We start from the raw sequence: 19,428 nt of genomic DNA on the forward strand, positions 1-19,428 counted from the left end.
GATAACACACTTGATTAATACGATGAATCATGATACATTAAGAATAGTTATTTTTGTTCGGTACATGACTTCTTCGCAAAGTGTTGCGTCTTGAATGATATTTGAGCAGGAATAGTAATAAAACGTGGATGTATTCATATCCACACAGGAGGACATTTATTATGTTACAAGGTAAAGTAAAATGGTTTAACGCTGAAAAAGGCTTCGGTTTCATCGAAGTAGACGGACAAGACGATGTATTCGTACATTTCTCTGCTATTCAAGGCGACGGTTTCAAAACACTTGAAGAAGGTCAAGATGTTTCTTTCGAAATCACTGAAGGCGCTCGTGGACCACAAGCTGCTAACGTAACTAAAGCGTAAGCTTTTGTTATCTATAAAAAAGCTCCCATCTGGGGGCTTTTTTTTATGCGTAAAAAAAGAAGCCCTTGCAAGACAAGAGCTTTCTTTTTTTACATTTTACGCATTTTCACACCAGATACAGTATGATCTTTCCCTTTTTCTAGTATAAGATGAGCGCGGTACTTCGTTGGTAAAATGTTTTCATGTAAGTTCACACCATTAATCGTATTCCATATCGATAAAGCAAACTCATCTGCTTCACCATCTTTAATCGATGCATAGCGATGAAAATACGATACAGGGCTTTGAAAGGCTGTATTTCTTAGAATTTTAAAGCGTTCCACATACCATTCTTTAATATGTGCCTCGTCCGCATCAACGTATAATGAAAAATCAAAATAATCGGATACAAAATTTTGAGGCATCTGCTTATTGCGACGTTGTTTTGGCACCTGTAACACATTAATTCCCTCGACAATGACAATATCAGGCTCCGTTACTGTTTGAACACGATCAGCCAAGATATCATATTCTAAGTGAGAATAAATCGGTGCTTCCACATGCTTCTTGCCAGATTTAACATCCGATAAAAAGCGAATTAAATTTTTCAGATCATAGCTCTCTGGGAAGCCTTTACGCCCCATTAATCCTTTTCTTTCTAGCTCACTATTTGGATATAAAAAGCCATCGGTCGTGACGAGTGCAACTTTTGGTGTATTGGACCACCGTGAAAGCAACGCTTGAATCATCCGAGAGGTCGTGCTTTTACCAACCGCTACAGAACCAGCTATTCCGATAATAAATGGCGGCTTCTTCGTTTGCCTTTGTAAAAAAGCATTTCGTTGCTGATGAAGCTGTTGTGATGAAGTCACGTATAAGTTTAATAATCGGCATAATGGCAAATAAATGGATGATACTTCATCTAAAGATACATTTTCATTTATTCCTTGCAGTTCGGCAATTTCCCATTCTGTTAGTGGTTGAATATCCGCTGAATACAAGCTAGCCCACTCTTCCCGTGAAAAGGACAAGTAGGGAGACAACGATTCGCTGTCTAACATGGTCTGGCTCATTTCTGGCATCTCCTTTTTGAGTCACTCATTCTTAAGCTGTTTTAGTTTATTAGTTAAATGGTTTTTTCTGCTGTTTTACAATCGTACCATACATTGTAGTCACGTGTTAACATGATTGTAAACTGAAAAGCATTCAATTAGAAAGCGTTTTCTTTTTTTCTTTGTTACAAACGATTTTCGAACGAGTAAAAAAGGGCTCTTCTTTACAAGAAGATACCCTGATTTATATCTCATTATCCGACTATTTTCGAAAGAATCGCTTTTTCCAAAAAATAAAGGCAGCAAAGGCAGCAACAGAAAAGACGATACAAATAACAATTAAAAATGCATGTGATGATTCCTGAAATGGAAGTGGGATGTTCATTCCATAAAAGCTTGCAACCATCGTTGGCAGAGCTAAAATAATCGTAATCGCTGTTAAGAACCGCATTTCAATATTTAAGTTATTTGAGATTACAGATGAAAAAGCATCCATTAAGCTTTTTAAGATGTTGCTATAAATTAAGCTCATTTCAATAGCCTGCTTATTTTCTATAATAACGTCTTCTAATAAGTCCTTATCTTCTTCATACATCTTTAAGTAACTAACTTTTAATAACTTTTCTAACACGGCATCATTTGATTTCAAGGAAGTGGCAAAATAAACGAGGGATTTTTCCAAACTTAACAATTCAAACAGATCATTATTTTTTAAAGATAGTCGTAGCTCCGTTTCAATTTGCTCTGTTTTTCGATTAATTTGACGCAGATAGCGCAAATAGTACGTAGCAATCATTTGTAGTAGTTGAAAAACGAATCTCGTCTTCTTATACGTGTAGAAATTTTTCACTTTATGTTTTGCAAATAACTCCAAAATAGGATTATCACGAAGACATACCGTTATAAAGTAAGAATCGGTCGTAATCATCGCTAGTGGCAGCGTGTCATATTGGATCCCATTTTCATCAGAAGCAATGACAGGAAGGTCAACGATAACACTAACCGTACTTCCGTCTTTCTCTGCTCTTGAGCGCTCTTCTTCATCGAGGGCATCACGAATAAAATCGGGGTCGATCCCAATTTTTTCGACAACATGCTCAATTTCTTCATTCGTCGGAGCAATGAGATTAATCCAGCATCCTTTTTGAATTTCATCTTTTTCAACCAATTGATTTGAACTTTCTGTGTAGTAAACTTTTAGCATATGCTATACCTCATACTTTTCGAGTCTATCCCTATAATAAAACAAATCCATTGAAAAATGTAAACCGTAACGATATTTTTTCAAAAAATATCATGAAAAACGCTTATTTCATAAAAAATAAGGCATCGTAGCTTACATTAGGATGCCTTATTTCTCTATTTTTCTATTCTATGCAAGATCGATTTTAATGATTGCTTTAAATAAATCACCTTCATTGTCAATATCCATCGTACCACCATGTAAATCGATAATTGATTTTGAAATGGCAAGCCCAAGTCCAGAACCTTCTGTATGACGAGAAGCATCGCCGCGCTTAAAACGTTCGAATAATTCATCGACATTACTTCCAAGTTCGAACTTCGAGACATTTTTAAAAGAAATAACCGCTTGATTGTTTTCTATATGCAATGAAATGTAGACGCGTGTATGTTCTAAAGAATAATTTAAAATATTACCCAGTAAATTATCAAATACGCGCCAAATCTTTGGCCCATCTACAACCGCATGCATGGGGCGCTCACTAATCGACGTACGAAATTGCAAGGTAGAGCTTTGAATCCGTTCATCTTGTTCAGCCATCGCTTGTTGGAACAATTGCACAAGATCGACTTTAGAGCGATGAAGCTCAATGTTGCCACTAGCCATTTTAGACGCTTCAAATAAGTCATCGATTAAGATTTTTAACCGTTTTGACTTTCGATCAACTATCTCAATATACGCATTGCGAGTCTCTTCGTCTAAATGTGGCGTTTTTAAGAGCTCACTATACGTAATGATCGAGGTTAATGGTGTTCTTAAATCGTGGCTAACATTTGAGATGAGTTCCGTTTTCAACCGCTCACTTTTTGCTTCTGACGTTTGCAGTGTTTTCACACCTTGCTTGAGCGTATTGATATTGCGCGCTAAATTCGCAAGAGGAGACTTCCCTTTAAACGGCAAATCTTCAACCGTTTTCCCTTCAGCTAGCTCTTTCGTTGTTTTTATGATGTTGTTAAACTTTGCTAAGCGATAGCTAAAATAAAAATAGGATGGAATGACAACAACAACAAAAAGAAAAAGATAAATAATTGCCGTTCCACTTGTTTGTACAGCAATTGGAACCCCAAATCCTGCCAAGAAAATAACGATAAATAATAAATGAAAGCGCGTAAACAGTCCAAAATGCTTGAAATTTTGTGGCATAGCTTTCCAAAAGCGATACGTTAAAGAGCGTTGCCAGTCTTCTTTGAGCGTTTCTTTTAAACCAGCACGGTGGAATAACCAAATGATTTGAATGATATAACAGGTCAAATAAACTATGTCTGGGATTAAGCGAATAAAATCCCAATTTCTCCAAAATTGCGCGAGATCATTAAAAACAACAAGTCCAAATATTGATGTAATACCTAAAAGAATAATACGTAAATCAAGGGGAAAGACCTGATATACTTTACGTGCTCGCCACTTTCCTATTTCATTAAATAACTCTTTCTTTTTACCAATCCAAATCGTTAACACACTTGCGATGATTCCTGCCACAAGAAGAAGAATACATAGTAATCGTTGATAATTGTAATATTTATAAGCATTATATATATCTTCACTATTCTTAAAGGTTGATAAAATTCCGATTTTCCCTTCAAATTGACGTGAGTTTACATTAGTATTTACAGTATTACTATATTCACTTAACTCTAACTTAAGGTCATAGTCGCTCGTCTGGTCACCAAAATCCAGATCATTATCAACGAATGACTTTAGAAAAACGGTGTTCTCTTCTTTCAAGTCTTTACCAGCATTCTCAGATGAGGCACCAGGAATATTCGTATATTCTTTACCGTTCTCTTTATTTTTTACATAATAGAGAAATGATTGTTGCCTTTTAGCAAACTCCCTTTTCAGTTCTTGTATTTTTTGGATTAAAAGGTCTATTTTACGTTCTTCTTTTTCTTTAATACGCTTTTTTACATAGTTGTCGTCACGGAAAAATTTTTTTAGTTTTTCAATTTTTTGATCGCGTTCTTTTTTGTAACTTGTAACAAGACTTGTTTCTTTAATATCTTTAGCCTCTTCTATTTTTTCTGCATATGTCTCTTTAAGATCCCTAATTTGTTCTGTTAATGAACCCTTAGCTGTGCGGTAATTGTTAATATCACTTCCGCTAATGGTAATTTGTTTTTTTAACGTTTCCGCTTTTGGTAAATCAATGAGAGCTATATTTAATTTATTTACAAAATCATTATATTCATATCGAAACTCCTCTGTATCCCAATAACTTTGTGTATATTTAATTGGTGTGAAAAACGCTGACAAAACACCACCAATTCCTATTATAAATAGAAGTAACCATATGATTATGCCGATTTTACTTTTCCATTTTATAGCCAACGCCCCACACCACCTTTAAATACATCGGATTTTTCGGATCAATTTCAATCTTTTCACGGATTTTTCGAATGTGAACGGCGACTGTATTTTCGGCATTGTAACAAGGCTCTTGCCAAACGCGTTCGTAAATGTCATGAATGGAGAACACACGCCCCGCATTTGTCATTAGCAATTCTACAATGCGATATTCAATCGGTGTGAGCTTAATAAGTTCACCGTCAATCGTAAGCTCTTTTGCTTCTAAATCAAGCGATAGCCCCTTTACTCGAATGACTGTGCTTTCCTTTTGGCTTCCCTCATATGTTCCAAGTGTGACATAACGACGAAGCTGTGATTTGACGCGTGCAACCAATTCCACCGGATTAAAAGGCTTGGAAACATAATCATCCGCCCCAATTTGTAATCCTAATATTTTATCGGTATCTTCACTTTTAGCACTTAGCATAATAATAGGAATGTTTTTTTGCTCGCGTATTTTAAAAGCCGCACTAATTCCGTCAAGCCTTGGCATCATCACATCTAATATTATTAGATGGACCTCACGTTCATTTAAGCGTTCCAGCGCTTCGATTCCATCCTTTGCTTGGATCACAGTTAATCCTTCATTACGCAAGTAAATCTCAATCGCATCGCGAATTTCTTTTTCATCATCAACAACTAATACTGTAAATTCATTCATGGTCTCTAAACCCCCCTGAAAAAGTATAACATGGTTTTTTTCTCTAATTTGTACTATACCTTGAAAATCTTAACATTCATGTAGTATAAATCTTAAGACTTTCTTAAGAAGGAGGTACTTTAGGGTATGTTTTTCAAATCCGAAGCGAAGACATGCTTTTATTTATGGTAAAATAACTTCTATGACAATCCAACTGGAGGAAGACATATGAAGTCATTACTGATCAAAGCCGGATTGGTAGGCGTGATTGCTCTATTGCTTTATCCTGCAAATAGCGCCCATGGTCAAACGCAGGATAACAACACAATGGATCATTTGCGCACACTGCGAACAAAATAGCGCTATTTTTTCCCAACTCCTATATACATAAAAAAAAAGGGTTTAATCATCCCTCGATGATTAAACCCTTTCTCTCTATTTCACGCGCCTTTTGCTCGTTTTTTGGGACTCGTGGACTTCTTTTTTGCAGGGGGTGTTTTTTTGCTTTTGCGGTTCAGCTCTTCAACCATTTTCAAGACAAGCATGGCAAAGCTAATCATGAGCATAATGACTTGATATACCGCCATTCGCAACAACCTCCCTTTAAAATTAACAACTCACTGCATGGAGGTAACAGACTGTGTTTGACGTTGACAGGCTTTTCGTGATTCACTGTCTAAATAGACGAGACCATTGCCTTCTCCACGTTTTGATAAACAAATGGTCGTCGTATTCTTACATAACTGCGCATAGACTTCTGGTTCCGTCAATCCTCGCTCAAATTCTTTCTCTTCTTTTTGGATGAGTAAGGCAATTGCTCCAGACACATGAGGCGTAGCCATCGATGTTCCGGATAGTTTTGCATATTTTCCACCAGGAAACGTAGAGATAATGTTCACACCTGGTGCTACAACATCAATTTCATCGTTCGTATTGGAAAAGGAAGCTAATTTTTTCTGCTCATCAATGGCACCAACTTGAACCACTTCCTTATAATAACCAGGATAGCTTTGCTCATCGCTTTTTTCGTTCGAATCTCCCTCGTTCCCAGCAGCACAGACAACAACAATTCCCTCTTCAACGGCCGTTTTGATTGCCTCATGCATGTTAGGATCATCTTCTGGTCCGCCAAGAGACATAGAGATGACGCGTACGCGCTCTCCCTTATCACCTCGCCACGAGATAGCATAGCGAATTGCTTCATTAATCCCTTCATAACTGCCACTTCCTTGTTCATCTAGAACACGCAAGATTAACAGCTTCGCTTCGGGTGCTACCCCCGTTACTCCTTTAGCAGAAAACGAGGCAGCAATCGTCCCTGCCACATGTGTACCATGATAGTGTGCATCTGAATAATCAGAAGGATCACCACCAATAAAACTCCGGCCACCAATAATACGATCCTTTAGATTAGGATGCGTACCATCACACCCTGTATCTAAGACGGCCACCACAATGTCGGTGCCTTTCGCGTCTTCTTGCCACATAGCTGGCGCATTCATCATCTGTACACCATATGGAATCATTTCATCTAATTCAGGCATCACTTCTTCAAGGGCAAATGGGATTAACCTCACATTACGCATTTAGCTCTTCCTCCTTTGTATTACGATCTTTTTTCGAGAACGAAGCAACTAAAAAAAAAGCTATGCCACAAAGAATACAGACAAACCGAACAGGCGCCTCCTTTCTTCTTGCTATAACTTTCCCTCGAAGTAATGAGAATGTTTGTTTGTATAGTTTATCATTGTAATATACTGTTTTCAACCAAATATTGAAAAATAAGGAATACTAATTATTCTTTTTTGAAAATGCACAAACAAAGGACTTTAGTCCTATTTTTAGCTAGTGTTTCATGAAGAGAAATACTGACAAGCCATTTCTCACCTTTTAAGGTTGAAAGAAAACGCTGGTGCCTATACTATTGAAGGTGGACTTAGAAAGGAGGCGGCTTTGCATGAAGCTTTTTTCACACAATGATTTGGACGGAAAATCATGCGGAATTGTTGCCATGTTAGCACTCGGTGAAGAACAAGTAGAAACATTTTACTGTTCACATGAAAATATTAATCGCCGAGTAGCGGACTTTATTAGCGATGAAACCCATAAGAAGCGAACTGTATACATAACAGATATCGCCGTAAACGATGAGGTAGCAAGTGAGCTACAATCACAATTCGAGGAAGGTCGCGATGTTCAACTAATTGATCATCACGTAACCGCCAAACATTTTAATGATTATCAATGGGGCTGGGTTACCTCTGAACAACCGGACGGAAAACTGACATCAGCAACCTCTATGCTCTACCAGCATTTTGTAGAAAAAGGGTTATTAAAGGATGAAGGCGCTCTTAAAGAGTATGTAGAACTTGTTCGTCAATACGATACGTGGGAATGGTTCGCTAATGAAAATGAACAAGCGAAACGGTTAAATGATTTATTTTATTTACTGCCTCCTGGTGAATTTGAAAAGAACATGATGGAGCGTCTGAAAACAGAAGCTCATTTTTCGTTTACCGATACCGAAGAGACGATTTTAGCATTAGAAGAAGAAAGTAAGAAAGCGTATATTTCCAAAAAACAACGCCAAATGGTTGAAGTATGGGATCACGAGTATGAAACAGGAAAAGAACGATACCGCATTGGGATTGTTCATGCAGAAAGTCATCATTCAGAGCTTGGTAACGAATTAAATCGTGAGAATCCTCATCTTGATTTGATTGTCATTTTAAATATCGGCGGCAAACGAGCCGGCTTTCGAACGATTTATGACGAAGTAGATGTGTCAAAATACGCTGCTCAATTTGGCGGTGGAGGTCATCCGAAAGCGTCTGGTTGTACAATGTCACCAGCAGCATTTCAGCGCTTCGTCGTTCCTGCGTTTGAAAATCAACCTCGAAAACGTGATGCTCGCGACAATGAATACAATCTTAAGGAAAATGAAGCTGGCACTTATTATAGCAATCATGTACGTGAAAAAATCTTTATTTATAGAGCAGATGATGCTTCTTGGTCTATTCATTATCAAGGAAAGACACTTCATGAAACGTTTGCTACTTATCACTTAGCTGAAAACTATTGTAAACGTCATTACAATTGTTGGCTTATGAATGATGAAAAATATCTCGACTTTTTAGCTTCCTCTCTTCACCTTAGTGCGGAAGAAATTCAAGACAATTACCACTCCATTATGCGTAAAATTTCTTTATTCTAACAGTAACGCTTGCTAGTGCCAAATTAGGCATGTAGCAAGCGTTCCTTTTTTAATGAATGAAAAGCTGAATTGCCTGATAGCCGAAATAGAAACCAAAACAGATGAGCGTTAGTCCTGATAACTTACTAATGAGCAGGACAAAGCGGTCTGGAACAACTTTTCGAAACGTACTCGCTACTAAAGCCATAAAAAAATCCCACAATAAAATCCCCGCATAGATCGCTGCACTATAGACTATTAATTGACTCGTTTCATAACGACTTACTGTTTCCGCAAGCACCGCACCGTAAATTCCGATCCAAAACAAAATGGTTAACGGATTGGTCAAAGACATAAAAAAACCTACAAAAAAACAGCGTAGCTTTTTTTCGTGTTGCCGCTGGTCTCCCACCTCGGGTAATGCGGTCGTTTGCATGCTTTCAATTCCTGTATACAAGAGAACAAAACAACCGAATAACCATAAAAACGCTTTAATGAGCGGTATGTCTAAAAATCCAACGAGTCCCATGTATACAAAGAACATATACACCGCATCTGCTGTTGTTGCTCCTAATCCTAATAACCAAGCATGCCAAAATCCAAAACGCATTCCTTTATCCATTTGTGCCGCATTAACTGGTCCAATTGGCGCAGCTAATGAAACACCAAGCAATGCATACTTTATTAAAATCCCCACTTAGGCCCTCCTACTGTTTGTCCATTTGTCCAAGTATATTCCGATCAGGCGCCTCGTAGGACACTTTTATAGGTGAATAAATGATGTGCTAAACGAATAAGCTAAAGGCAATAAGAAAAGGAGCGACTGCTAATGGATGAAAATATGCAGTATGCACGCACCCTTGATCAGGTGGAGGCGGCGCGAAAAGCGATTGAAGAAGCACAAAGCAACTACAACCCAGAAGAATTTCAGAATGCTAGACAGCTGTTATCCATTGCAAGACAAGGAGTAAAACAGACCGAACACGATGCAACACTCAATCCAACTCAACAAAAAGAACTTTTTCATGCACGCGAACATTTACGACATTTACAAGAAACCATCCACGCGATTGAAATAACCCGTTATACGTGAAAAACTCCCGAGCCACTCGCATACAGCGAATGATTCGGGAGCTTTTTTAATTAAGCAGCAACGTCGCGCTTTTTAAAGACGACAACGGTGAGAACGGTAAAGACAATAAAGTAAACAAGTAAGACGGCAATAGAGAAGTTTAAAGTCATTCCTTTTACAAGTGGTGTTCTTCCTGCTGTATACATTGTAAGATCTGTATTGGCAAACAACACATACTTAGACCAACTATATTTACTAATAAACGACATTATTATAGAGCCTGACATTGAAAGGATAATTGAAGCTGCAATTGCTAAAGAGCTATTGCGGAACATGACAGATAGCATGAACGCAAATGTTGCCATAATAATTAATTCTATACAGCCATATCCATATTGTTTCCATATTTCCCCAAAAACATTCATCGTTTCAACGTGACCATTTACATATTCTAAGATTGGTTGTGAAGCCCCTTCAAAACCATAAACAAGACCACCAATAATGAAAGATGCAACAAAGTTCAATAGCAACAGTACAATGGCAAACAAAATTACGGCAATAAACTTCGATAAGAGAATCATCGTCCGACTTGAAGGACGAATAAGGAGCATTTTAATGGTGCCAGCTGAAAATTCCCCTGCTACACTTCCACCTGCCACAATGAGCGTTAATATGACGATTATAGAAACCATACTAGTACTTTTTTGTAAGTAGTCTGCTACACTCCGAATTGGCTGATAATTATGTTTTATGCGGTACTTGTTAATTTCAATTTTTTCAGTGTTATATTTAACAATACCAGGATTGCTTTTCGCTTCTTTTTTTATTTCTTTTTGAAGCTGAACATTTTCCGTTTGTAATTTTTGTTTCCAATTTCCTGTAACGGTCTCATCTACTATGTTCTTAAACAGGAATGCTGTAATTAGTACTAAAGCTACTAAAATACCCATCATTACAAATGTGCCTGGCTTACGATAAATTTTCATATTTTCATTTCGAATTAATCCCCAAAAGTTAGACAACGCTTTCCCCTCCTGTTACTTCTAAGAATTTTTCTTCTAACGTTTGTGTTTCAGCTACAATACTATAAATGCGAACGCCTTCTACAACGAGCGTTGCCGTTATTTCTGGAATATCTTCTCGCTCCACAATCATCTCAATATAATCATCACCTGTTCCAATTTCTCCTTCTTTAAGATGATGACGGGCAGCTTTTTCAGCTGCTTGAGGCTGATCGACAACAAAGCGCACCTTTTTCGTTCCAGCACCTTGCACAAATTCGCGCGTTGCTTGCAAACCAATTAACTCACCTTTTTGAATGATCGCAATGCGGTCGCACATTAATTCCATTTCAGATAGCAAATGACTAGATACGATGACAGCTATGCCTTCTTTACGAGCAAGGTCCCGTAAATATTCACGTATTTCACGAATACCTGCTGGATCTAATCCGTTCGTAGGCTCATCTAAAATTAAGACAGATGGTGAATGGAGAAGAGCTTGCGCAATTCCTAAACGCTGACGCATTCCTAATGAGTAGCGTTTTACTTTTTCATGAATACGATCCGTCAGCCCTACAAGTGCCACAACTTCTTTAATCCGTTGCTTTGATACACCTTTTACCATACGACTAAAATGAAGTAAATTTTGATAGCCTGTTAAAAACTTATACATTTCAGGGTTTTCAACAATAGCACCCACATTCGCAATGGCTTCTTTATATTGCGTCTTAATATTTTTTCCCTTGATCGTAATTTCACCACTAGAGAGACTCATTAAGCCAACCATCATACGAATGGTCGTTGTTTTCCCCGCCCCATTGGGACCGAGAAAACCAAACACTTCTCCCCCATGTATATCAAAGCTTAAGCCTTTAATAATTTCCTTACTTCCAACGCTTTTTTTGACATCTTTAAGCGACACTAATACGTTATTTTCCATTCTGTCTCCTCCTTTAATCTTGATACGCTTGCTTCATCCATTCAACGACCGTTAATCCGTGTATTTCTCTCATCGTTTCTACCTCTTCAATGCTAACAACTTCACCGTTTTTTAATAACATCACCATATCTAGCAATGGTTCGATTTCTATGATTTCATGCGTAGATAATAGTACCGTCTGTTTTTCAAAATCCAAAAACGATATTAAGCCTTTAACGATTAAGTCTCGTACAATGGGATCAAGATTTGCTAACGGTTCATCTAATAAAATAATCGGTGCTTCACGCGAAATGGTTAGGATCATTTTTAAACGGGCCCGTTTTCCTTTTGATAACTCTTTTACTTTTTGCTTCTGATCGAGCTGCATAAAATTAATCATTTGATTCGCTTTTTCAGTGTTGAAATCTTGATACAGAGCTTCATAATACGCGACGGTTTCTTCAACCGTATAAAACGGATAATAGGCATCATTCTCTGAAAGGTAGGCAATTTTTTTTGAAATAAGGCGTGATGGACGTTCACCTAAAACACTAACCGTTCCTGTCGTTGGTTGAATCAGTCCCGAAATTAATTTAAGGATGGTCGACTTACCGCTTGAGTTTTCGCCAACGATGCCAATAAATTTGCCTGTTGGCAGAGAAAAGGTGACTTCCCGCAAGGCTTTTCGATTTCCACGGTACTTTTTGGTTACCATATTAAATTGAATCACTGTGCATCGCTCCCTTCAGCATCCGAAGCAATGTACGAGCGCAAACCTTGCATCATTTCATCCGTAGAAAACCCCATTTCTTTCATTTCAGTAAAAAAAGTGTGGATATGTTCTTTTTTTAACTGTTGGCGAAGGTCCTGAAGAACCTCTTCGTTTTCCGTTACAAACGTTCCTTGTCCGCGCTTCGTTTCCACGATTCCCATCCTTTCAAGCTCGCTATACGTCCGTTGCACTGTGTTAGGATTTACTCCAGACGTAACCGCCATCTCTCGTACAGAGGGTAATTTTTGTCCCATTTTAAGTTCATCACGTAAAATTTGTCGGTTGATCCGATCTGCTAATTGGACATAAATGGGCTTGGAGGCATTAAAATCTTCTGGCATCTATTACACCTCTACTTTTCGATCGACTAACATGGCTGCTAACAGGAAAAACATCACCGTGATCGCCCCGTAGTAAACAATATTACCGATATTAAAATCAGTGAAAATGCGAATAAGCTCGTAATTTTCTGTAATCGTCGCTCCCTTTGTCCAGCTAATATCGCCCCAGGAAAACAAATATTGAAACAACGTACTATCTTCCCACTTTGCCATAAAAAACGGGCTTATAAAAAAGAAGCAAACAAACAAAACACCACCGCTGATTTTACCGATTGTTTTGACAGTAGCCATATAAAAAGCCCAAACAAGTTGCAGAAAAACTCCTGTTGATAGTGAATTAAATATGATAAAAAAACTACCTAGAATAAATAACAAGCCGATTTGCCCATTTGGCATTTGTAGATCTTGTATAACAGACGACGCACAAATGATTACACTATAGGCTGATCCAGCGATCAAAACCAATGATCCAATTAAGCCGTATAATCCCACAATTAATTTAGCGAGCAATAAATGACGAGCCGATAGCGGTGTTTGTAACCATAAATGAAAGAGTTTTTGTTCTTTACGCAAGCTTAGCCAAGAAAATAGCGCTAAGTAGAACAGTTGCGCAACTAAAAAAGTTAACGAAACAAAAACGTATACAGCAGGACTTTGAATTTTCCATGCTATAATTCCTGCCATTCCTAACAAACCAGCTTGAATTCCCCAACTCCAAAAAATCATGGATCGATTCATTCGCCATTCTTTCGCTAATTGGCCCCTCCAAGGGTTCATGTATGCAACCTCCTTTGATGAATTGATCTAGTGTACTAGTGACATAATACACTAAACAAAAAAACTTTGTCAAAAGGTTTTTTTCTTTAGCATGATGCATAGACCTATTTTTCAAACAAAGAGGCGGGAACACAATACTTCCTCTGTTTCGTGGTGCATGCGGGGAATGGACTTGGTCTTGCGCAAACGGGGGCTTCTGTGCGCGATTCGGAATCTCTTGTTGAGCTTTACTCTTCTTGCCATCATTAAAGAGCTTTTACGCTATTTCCTCTCATTTTTGAGCGCATTTACGAAATTATCTCTTCATTTTCTCTAATTTTCATCCCTTACCTACCTTGTTGTAAGCAATTTACCTGGTCTGCGCGCGAATCAGGGGCCCTTGCGCGCGAACGAACCTAGTCTGCGCGCGAATCAGGAACTCCTGCGCGCGAACGAACCTAGTCTGCGCGCGAATCGGGGGCTCCTGCGCGCGAGTTGACTTCCCGTGCGCGTTCATTCCAATTTTTGGTGCATTCTATGACTGCTTATATACGCAAAATATTCTAAAATAAAACAAATGAGTGACATTAAAAAATGGCTTGATCATCGAAACGGATGATGAAGCCATTTTTTATGTGCTAAGGCTGTTTATGTCGCAGCCTCTTTATTATGCGCATCTCTAGCAGGCAAACTCCCTAAAGGTCGTCTGACCTGGTTTGTGAACAATGTGAAGTCTCGAATACTCTTGCACACAACTTACTCTTTTTTCCATGATCGAATGGCTTGCACACGCTGGTTCATTCGACCGATCTTACCTTTCTAATTTTCGCTGTGTAAACGCACGAACAGACTCTCGAGAGCGCTTCATTTCTTGTTCATATTCACTATAATACTTGGAAACATATGCATAAAAAATCATACTAATTGTAAGCAGTTGCGCAAATAAAGAGCTTGTTGCAGCACTTCTTAATGGTGCTTCTGGAGCCCGCACATGTTGCAGAGAAAGATTCACTTTCTTTTCAAGAGTATTCGTACCAAACCTAGTGAGGCCAATGGTTTGCACACGATAGGCTTTAGCGATATCTACTAATTGTAGAATTTCCGGTGTTTCGCCACTATTGGAAATACAAAATAATACAGCCTTTCCCTTGGAAGCAGCTAAGCTGGCTGCTGTTAAATGTGGATCTTGGTGGGCATGAACCGCTTTGCCCAATCGCAGCCACTTATGGACTAGATCTTGTGCCACAAGCCACGAAGCCCCCAGACCATACACATAAATCACCTCAGCCTCTTTCATCGCCTCAATTACGGCATAGACTTTATCTTCTTGCAAATGATGCGCTGTCTCTTGAATTGCTTGCACAGAATTCGCTACAATTTTCTTTTTGATAGAAGTAAGTTGCTCATCTGGCTCAATATCGTAAAATCCTTTCACTTCTTGTGATGTTGAGCGTAAAGAAGAAAGTAGCACTTTTAATTCTGCATAACTAGGTACAGCAATCGATCGACAAAAGCGCGTCACTGCCGAACTGCTCGCTTCAGCTTCTTTTGCTAGCTCGTGAATGGTCATCCGACTCACCTCGTAAGGATGATGAAGCACATAGTGCCCAACTTTCCGCTCTGACGTTGGTAATTGTGCTACCACACTTTGAATGCGTAGTAGTATGTTTGTTTCTTCCATTCTCTACTTCCCCTTTATGTCTCTCCAATGTTTACTAAATAAATAATAACATCCTTTTGTTGCCGAAATCGGTGTAAAGAGATAGTCCAAACCATTAATCCTCTCTTCCATGTGATGAATAAAGGATGCTCGTACAATTTCACAATGCTCAAAAATGCCACCATATCCCGCTATACGCATCTGTTGGTTTTCACATCGGTTCAACACAGAGATCGTCAACTGTGCAAGCTTTTGACCAGCTTCTTTTAAAATGCCTAATGCTGTATGCTCTCCTTGATCTCCTTGCTGTTGAACGATGACTGCTAGTGCTGCAATTTTATCTTTTGTTGCGCTATAAACAAAGGACTTTATGTCATGCACCGTTTTCAGTTGAAGCGCATGAAACACTGCCTGTGATAACGCACTTCTCGGGATACGTTGATCCTCTTCACTCACCATATGACGTAAGGCTTGGATCGCGATCCAATAAGCACTGCCTTCATCACCGAGTAAATGCCCCCATCCGCCACCACGTAAGTACTGATTGTGACAGCACCCTAAACAAATAGAACCTGTTCCAGCAATCGTTAAAATTCCATCCTTCCCTTTAAACATTGCCGCATGAGCAATAGTTGCATCATCTTCAATCTGACACGCGATCCCGGGAAAGTTTTTTCTCATATAGAGCTGTAGCGCTTCTACTGTCTGCGGTGTATACCCTGCCATTCCAATCCAAATACCACAGCATGATCCTTCCTTAATGGCAGACATACTTTGTTGTACGGCCTCGGCAATATGCCTACTTGCCTCTTCATGATGAAGTAATAAATTCCCGAAAGAGGACACACCATGCCCGATTTCTTTACCAGCTAGTGTATAAGCTACCGCCTCTGTTTTCGTTCCACCCGCATCGACGCCAACCATAAACTTCATCACAGATCTCCTTTCGTGTAACAGACAAAAAAAGAGTGCGCACAGCACTCTTTCTATTCTTTAATGGTCTCAAATTGAAACGTATCCCACGGCTTTAAGTGATGGAGTAAAAACAGTTCTTCTTCAACAATGTGTCCCACCACATTTGTGTTCCCGGAATTCTCCATATCTTGCAAGGCGATTTGTAATTCACCTTTATATTGACCGTACCCATTATTATCAATTAAAATGTCACCGCGTTGAATAGGTTTTGTATTGATAGCTGGAAAATCAAATGCTTTATACGTAACCCGAGATTGTGTTGAACGAATGAGATAATCTGACACGTCACCACGATAGACATGCCGCTCTTGAAGCACAATCTTTTTCTCTAAAGCCGTAATGTGCTGATCTAGCTGAACCGTTAACGTTAGACTCTTCTGATCGAGAGCTGCTAACGATTGAAGCTCAGCCTCTGATGCATAGGCATTTCCTATAAGCAGATCATCGATAAGTCCTGTAGCAACTAGATGCTTCGCTTGCACAAGAAGGGGTAGCGTTCGATGGCGTTCGAGCGTACATAATCCTTCCGTAATTTCCCACGGTCCAAAGGTGGCAGCTTGTGAAGAAATAAAGCAGGCCGTGCGAATGTTGTGCTTTCTAAAATTTTGACAGCATTCATAGAAGTGCGCTTCACTTAAGCCAGAATAGCGATGAGGATAAAAGTTATGAGAGCCTGTTAAACGCTCGCGATTCGGTTGATAGGACATAATGTTATCTAAATAGCGCGTGTTGTTACTCATATTAATTTCAATATCTAGTTCATGATCATTATGCGTCATAAGTGCCTCTTCACGGCCACTAAAACCGAGATCTAATCGGATGCCTGTCGCGCCTAAATCAGCAAAGAAAGAGAGATCATTATACGATATGTCAAGCTTAGTAAACACGCGTGGTGAAATATCAAGCACTACGTCCATACCGAGCTGTTTTGCATAACCAATGACTTCTTTAAATCGTGCGATAATCTCTTCTTTTTTTCCTTCTGCTGATAGTAAACAAGTAAATAGTTTCGAAAAGCCATAGCGATGTGCTAACGTGATATACGCTAGATCGTCTTTTGGCGTTGATACCTCAGGATAAATGGATATGCCTAGCTTTCTCATCACCCTTATCCCTCCCGACTCGCTTGAGGCGCAAGTTTTTTCACAATAGAAATCATATGCTCAATTAGCTTTTGTTCACTCATAGCTGTCATTAAGTGATCTTGTGCATGTACTAACAATAAGGTTTGCTCTGCAGGTTCACCATTTAGCTCTGCCGTAATTAATTTAGTTTGCGTTCCATGTGCTAAGCGCATCTCCTCTTTACTATCATTCATGAGTTGTTCTGCTGTAACAAAATCAAAGGCCTCAGCCGCTGTTAAAGCTTCAAAACACATACCTCGTGCATTACCGGCATGCGATATGATTTTAAAAATATCCATTTCATGCTTCGTATTCATCGGTTCATCTCCTCATGATGATTCTACTCATTTTGTTTCTGAAAAAAATTGTGGTAAATACGCTTTATGTGCCGCTAACATCTCCTTAAGAACGGTTTCTGCTAATTCTTCATCAGGAACGAGCGGATGAATCGCCATGGCAAGAAGCGCTTGTTCATAAGAGCCTGTTACAGCAGCTTTAGCAGCTACTTGCTCATAGGATTTAATTTGTTGAAGTAAACCATGAACATGAATAGGAAGAGCACCCATTGATAAAGGAGTGGGGCCATGTTTTCCGACGATGCAATTTACTTCGACGACAGCATCTTCTGGAAGTTCACGTATAGAGCCGTTATTGCGAACATTTAATACTTGAACATCTCGCGTATCATTCACGATTGAAGCAATGACATTGCAAGCAACGTCACTATAATACGCGCCTCCCCGTTGCTCTAATTGCGGTGGCTTCACGTGCAAGTCTTCAGACTCATAGAGCTGGAACAACTCTGTTTCCAACGTTTTTACGACTTCTGCTCGCGTATGGCCGGAATGAAACGCACGTAACTCTTCTTCTAAAATTTTCTTCGTTTGATAGTAATAACGGTGATACGGACAAGGAACAAGCCCTAATGCTTTTAGAAACGTTCTGCCCCACGGTAATGGTGCGATATTTTTCATACTCAGCGCCATCTCCGGATCGCTCAATAATTCTAAGACAGCGTCCGTTACATCTTCTCCGTCTACGTACACATGGGTACCAAAGACAAGATGATTTAATCCAGCAAAATCGATAGATACGCTGTCTTTTTCTACTCCTAGCATGCTGGCAATCGATTGATGCATGTTATATGGCACATTGCAGACTCCAATTACTTTTTGGTGTGCGCTATAGCGAAGTAATGCTTCAGTTACTAAGCCTGCTGGATTCGTAAAATTAATAAGCCAGGCGTTTGGACAATAGGTTACAATGTCTTTTGCAATATCCAGTAACACTGGAATGGTTCGCAATGCTTTAAATAACCCACCTGCGCCATTCGTTTCTTGCCCAATTATGCCATGTTGCAACGGAATGCGTTCATCGATGATGCGTGCATCTAACAGCCCAACTCGTAATTGTGTTGTTACAAAATCAGCACCTTGCAACGCCTTTTTACGATCAAGGGTTGTATAAATCGTCAGATCAACTCCTGCTTTTTTAACCATGCGACGCGCTAACGCTCCGACGATTTCCAACTTTTGATGACCCGCTTCTATATCGACAAGCCACAATTCACGAACAGGTACCTGCTCATAACGCTTAATAAATCCTTCTACTAACTCAGGAGTATAGCTTGAGCCACCGCCAATCGTTACGACCTTAATTCCTTGTTTCTTAGTCATAGTTCGCGCCCTCTTTTCGTAAAAAACTTACATAAATAGAATGGCAAAGCACGTAATTCCGCTCACTACTAGCAAAAGAGCAAACACACCAACAAGCGCTTTCCTTTCCCGTAATCTACCCTCTAGTAAACGCAATACACCTGTCATTCCTATACTGACAGCAAGACTATTAACAACGAAGAGAGAGAGATTTTCTGATAAACCCATTCCTACTAACAACGGATGACCACACACATTCATTAGAAAAAGAAAGAAAAAGAAAACAAAGGCACTTCGATAACTAAAGTAGTGGAGACTAGACGCTTTATTCACTGTAA

22 protein-coding genes are annotated in these 19,428 nt (G+C 39.2%); 4 read left to right on the top strand and 18 right to left on the bottom strand.

Features of this window, described 5'->3' with window-relative positions; translation table 11 throughout:
- Positions 1-161: 161 nt before the first annotated feature.
- Positions 162-362, top strand: coding sequence for a cold-shock protein (locus tag A374_RS05265; protein ID WP_007201157.1), 201 nt, complete (start codon positions 162-164; stop codon positions 360-362).
- A gap of 89 nt (positions 363-451) precedes the next feature.
- Here A374_RS05265 and coaA read toward each other — a convergent pair whose 3' ends face one another.
- The 4 genes from coaA to A374_RS05285 all read right to left on the bottom strand — a co-directional run bounded on the left by coaA (position 452) and on the right by A374_RS05285 (position 5,643).
- Positions 452-1,414 (bottom strand): type I pantothenate kinase, encoded by a 963-nt coding sequence (coaA, locus tag A374_RS05270; protein WP_007201158.1) that lies wholly within the window; start codon positions 1,412-1,414, stop codon positions 452-454.
- 241 nt (positions 1,415-1,655) lie between these two features.
- On the bottom strand, positions 1,656-2,597 hold the full coding sequence (locus A374_RS05275) for a magnesium transporter CorA family protein (protein ID WP_007201159.1): 942 nt from the start codon (positions 2,595-2,597) through the stop codon (positions 1,656-1,658).
- 168 nt (positions 2,598-2,765) lie between these two features.
- Positions 2,766-4,964, bottom strand: coding sequence for a sensor histidine kinase (locus A374_RS05280; RefSeq protein WP_007201160.1), 2,199 nt, complete (start codon positions 4,962-4,964; stop codon positions 2,766-2,768).
- On the bottom strand, positions 4,942-5,643 hold the full coding sequence (locus A374_RS05285; RefSeq protein WP_007201161.1) for a response regulator transcription factor: 702 nt from the start codon (positions 5,641-5,643) through the stop codon (positions 4,942-4,944). The genes A374_RS05280 and A374_RS05285 overlap by 23 nt, the downstream gene beginning before the upstream one ends.
- A gap of 207 nt (positions 5,644-5,850) precedes the next feature.
- Between A374_RS05285 and A374_RS21265 the strand changes: the two genes are divergently transcribed.
- Positions 5,851-5,982: a hypothetical protein gene (locus A374_RS21265; protein ID WP_274517044.1), complete on the top strand. Its 132-nt coding sequence runs from the start codon at positions 5,851-5,853 to the stop codon at positions 5,980-5,982.
- 80 nt (positions 5,983-6,062) lie between these two features.
- Here A374_RS21265 and A374_RS20480 read toward each other — a convergent pair whose 3' ends face one another.
- Positions 6,063-6,209: a hypothetical protein gene (locus A374_RS20480; RefSeq protein WP_156793134.1), complete on the bottom strand. Its 147-nt coding sequence runs from the start codon at positions 6,207-6,209 to the stop codon at positions 6,063-6,065.
- Positions 6,210-6,239: 30 nt separating this feature from the next.
- Positions 6,240-7,208 carry a S8 family peptidase gene (locus A374_RS05290; protein ID WP_007201162.1) on the bottom strand — a complete coding sequence of 323 codons (969 nt, stop codon included), beginning with the start codon at positions 7,206-7,208 and terminating at the stop codon, positions 6,240-6,242.
- Positions 7,209-7,579: 371 nt separating this feature from the next.
- On the opposite strand from A374_RS05290, the gene A374_RS05295 reads away from it, so the two are divergent.
- Positions 7,580-8,836 (top strand): DHH family phosphoesterase, encoded by a 1,257-nt coding sequence (locus A374_RS05295; RefSeq protein ID WP_007201163.1) that lies wholly within the window; start codon positions 7,580-7,582, stop codon positions 8,834-8,836.
- A 49-nt stretch (positions 8,837-8,885) separates the two neighbouring features.
- On the opposite strand, the gene A374_RS05300 is transcribed toward A374_RS05295, so the two are convergent.
- Entirely contained in the window at positions 8,886-9,512 is a 627-nt protein-coding gene (locus A374_RS05300) for a LysE family transporter (RefSeq protein WP_007201164.1), read from the bottom strand.
- A 132-nt stretch (positions 9,513-9,644) separates the two neighbouring features.
- Between A374_RS05300 and A374_RS05305 the strand changes: the two genes are divergently transcribed.
- Positions 9,645-9,908, top strand: a complete 264-nt coding sequence (locus A374_RS05305) for a hypothetical protein (RefSeq protein ID WP_007201165.1) — start codon at positions 9,645-9,647, stop codon at positions 9,906-9,908.
- Positions 9,909-9,958: 50 nt separating this feature from the next.
- On the opposite strand, the gene A374_RS05310 is transcribed toward A374_RS05305, so the two are convergent.
- The 11 genes from A374_RS05310 to A374_RS05360 form a co-directional block, all read right to left on the bottom strand.
- Entirely contained in the window at positions 9,959-10,909 is a 951-nt protein-coding gene (locus tag A374_RS05310) for an ABC transporter permease (protein WP_007201166.1), read from the bottom strand.
- Positions 10,902-11,828, bottom strand: a complete 927-nt coding sequence (locus tag A374_RS05315) for an ABC transporter ATP-binding protein (protein ID WP_007201167.1) — start codon at positions 11,826-11,828, stop codon at positions 10,902-10,904. Before A374_RS05315 ends, A374_RS05310 begins: the two co-directional genes overlap by 8 nt.
- Before the next feature lie 13 nt (positions 11,829-11,841).
- Entirely contained in the window at positions 11,842-12,537 is a 696-nt protein-coding gene (locus A374_RS05320; RefSeq protein WP_007201168.1) for an ATP-binding cassette domain-containing protein, read from the bottom strand.
- Positions 12,534-12,920, bottom strand: coding sequence for a GntR family transcriptional regulator (locus A374_RS05325; protein WP_007201169.1), 387 nt, complete (start codon positions 12,918-12,920; stop codon positions 12,534-12,536). The genes A374_RS05320 and A374_RS05325 overlap by 4 nt, the downstream gene beginning before the upstream one ends.
- A gap of 3 nt (positions 12,921-12,923) precedes the next feature.
- A complete protein-coding gene (locus tag A374_RS05330; RefSeq protein ID WP_007201170.1) occupies positions 12,924-13,697 on the bottom strand; it encodes a hypothetical protein in 774 nt (257 codons plus the stop codon).
- Positions 13,698-14,487: 790 nt separating this feature from the next.
- Positions 14,488-15,357 carry a MurR/RpiR family transcriptional regulator gene (locus tag A374_RS05335; protein WP_007201171.1) on the bottom strand — a complete coding sequence of 290 codons (870 nt, stop codon included), beginning with the start codon at positions 15,355-15,357 and terminating at the stop codon, positions 14,488-14,490.
- A gap of 3 nt (positions 15,358-15,360) precedes the next feature.
- Complete coding sequence (locus A374_RS05340; protein WP_007201172.1) at positions 15,361-16,269, bottom strand: N-acetylglucosamine kinase; 909 nt, start codon at positions 16,267-16,269, stop codon at positions 15,361-15,363.
- Between the two features lie 53 nt (positions 16,270-16,322).
- Positions 16,323-17,414 (bottom strand): DUF871 domain-containing protein, encoded by a 1,092-nt coding sequence (locus A374_RS05345; RefSeq protein ID WP_007201173.1) that lies wholly within the window; start codon positions 17,412-17,414, stop codon positions 16,323-16,325.
- Between the two features lie 5 nt (positions 17,415-17,419).
- Entirely contained in the window at positions 17,420-17,752 is a 333-nt protein-coding gene (locus A374_RS05350) for a PTS lactose/cellobiose transporter subunit IIA (protein WP_007201174.1), read from the bottom strand.
- Positions 17,753-17,779: 27 nt separating this feature from the next.
- Positions 17,780-19,111 carry a 6-phospho-beta-glucosidase gene (locus A374_RS05355; RefSeq protein ID WP_007201175.1) on the bottom strand — a complete coding sequence of 444 codons (1,332 nt, stop codon included), beginning with the start codon at positions 19,109-19,111 and terminating at the stop codon, positions 17,780-17,782.
- 27 nt (positions 19,112-19,138) lie between these two features.
- Positions 19,139-19,423, bottom strand: a complete 285-nt coding sequence (locus A374_RS05360) for a hypothetical protein (protein WP_007201176.1) — start codon at positions 19,421-19,423, stop codon at positions 19,139-19,141.
- Positions 19,424-19,428: the final 5 nt, after the last annotated feature.

This window comes from Fictibacillus macauensis ZFHKF-1 (assembly GCF_000269865.1).
Classification (GTDB): domain Bacteria; phylum Bacillota; class Bacilli; order Bacillales; family Fictibacillaceae; genus Fictibacillus_C; species Fictibacillus_C macauensis.